A 1771-nucleotide genomic window follows, 5' to 3' on the forward strand; every position below is an offset into this window, starting at 1 on the left:
TGCCGTTTGCGGTGGGTGCGGTGGAGATTTTTGGTGAGTTGCCGCGGGAGTGTTTGGCGCATGTGACGGTTGAGGGGGATGGGGTTCGTGCGGGTGCGGTGACGGCGCAGGTGGCGTTGTTGGACGCCGAGGGGACCGTCCTCGTCCGCATGAAGGACCTGCTGGTGCGGGCCGTGGCCCTGGACGGGAACGCGGACGGCGCCCCGACCCCGGCCCTGGCCCCGACCTCAGCTCCGGCGCTGGTCCGTGACGTCGAACGGTCGGCGACCACGGCCGCGCCGGAGTCCGGGACGCCGGCACCGGATGCCGGGCCGGACGACCTGCGGGGCCGCACCGAGCGCTACCTCACCGGGGTGCTGGCCGGCACCACCAAGATGGACGCCGCGGAGATCGACCCGACCGTGCCGCTGGAGCGCTACGGCATCGACTCCCTGATGATCACCCGGCTCAACGCCGAGCTGGAGGAACGGATCGGCGAGCAGCTGTCCAAGACGCTGTTCTTCGAGTACCAGACGGTCGAAGAGCTCGTGGAGTACTTCGTCGAGGAGCACGCCGAGCGCCTCCAGGAGCTCACCGCGCGAACCGCACCGGAAGCGTCCGGTCCGCAGCCCGCTCCCGATGCGACCGACGCCCCCGACGCCCCCGACGCCCCCGACGCCCCCGACGCCAGTGCGGCCGGGGCCGCCGCGTCACCGGCCGCGCCCGTCCGCAACGGCCGCTTCCTGGCCCCCGGTGACCTGACGGGGACGGCGGAGCCCGCCGCGAACGGGAGCGACGATCACCGCGGCGAGGCCATCGCGGTGATCGGGTTGAGTGGTCGGTATCCGATGGCGGATGACCTGGGTGAGTTCTGGGAGAACTTGGCGGAGGGGCGGGACTGCGTCACGGAGGTGCCGCGGGAGCGGTGGGATCACGAGCGGTTCTTCGACGCGGATGCTTCGCGGGCCGGTGGGACGTACGGCAAGTGGGGCGGCTTCCTGTCGGACGTCGACAAGTTCGACCCGCTCTTCTTCCCCATCATGCCGCGCGAGGCCGAGCTGATGGACCCGCAGGAGCGGCTGTTCCTCCAGACCTCGTGGCACGTCCTGGAGGACGCCGGCTACCGGCGCAAGGACCTCCGCGAACGCCAGGTCGGCGTGTTCGTCGGCGTCATGTACGGCGAGTACCAGTTCCACGGCGCACTGGACGCGTTGCGCGGCGGTCGGGCGGTGACCAACTCCTCCTACGCCTCGATCGCCAACCGGGTCTCCCACCTGCTGGACCTGCACGGGCCGAGCATGGCGGTGGACACGATGTGTTCGTCGTCGTTGACCGCGCTGCACCTGGCGTGCGAGAGCCTGCGGCGCGGGGAGAGCGACCTGGCGATCGCGGGTGGCGTCAACGTCTCCGTGCACCCCTACAAGTACGTCTTCCTCAGCCAGGGCGGCTACCTGTCGACGGACGGGCGGTGCCGGTCGTTCGGGGCCGGGGGCAGCGGTTACGTGCCCGGTGAGGGTGTCGGTGCGGTGCTGCTCAAGCCGCTCGCCCGGGCGGTCGAGGACGGCGACCACATCTACGGCGTCGTCCTCGGCGAGGCGCTCAACCACGGCGGCAAGACCAACGGCTACACGGTGCCGAATCCGCGGGCGCAGGAGCGGGTGATTGCTGCGGCGTGGGGTCGGGCGGGGGTGGAGCCGGGTTCGGTGTCGTATGTGGAGGCGCATGGGACGGGGACGTCGTTGGGGGATCCGATTGAGATCACGGGTCTGCGGCGGGCGTTTGGTGGTGTTGG

The 1771-nt window shown here is 70.9% G+C and carries 1 protein-coding gene; it reads left to right on the top strand.

The genetic code is table 11. The features are described 5' to 3' along the window. Positions 1-98: 98 nt before the first annotated feature. On the top strand, positions 99-1771 hold a 1673-nt coding region (locus ACLJT4_RS42325; RefSeq protein ID WP_411130494.1), incomplete at its 3' end, for a beta-ketoacyl synthase N-terminal-like domain-containing protein.

The sequence above is a fragment of the Streptomyces sp. x-19 genome, from assembly GCF_046549115.1.
In the GTDB taxonomy this organism is placed as follows: Bacteria; Actinomycetota; Actinomycetes; order Streptomycetales; family Streptomycetaceae; genus Streptomyces; species Streptomyces albulus_C.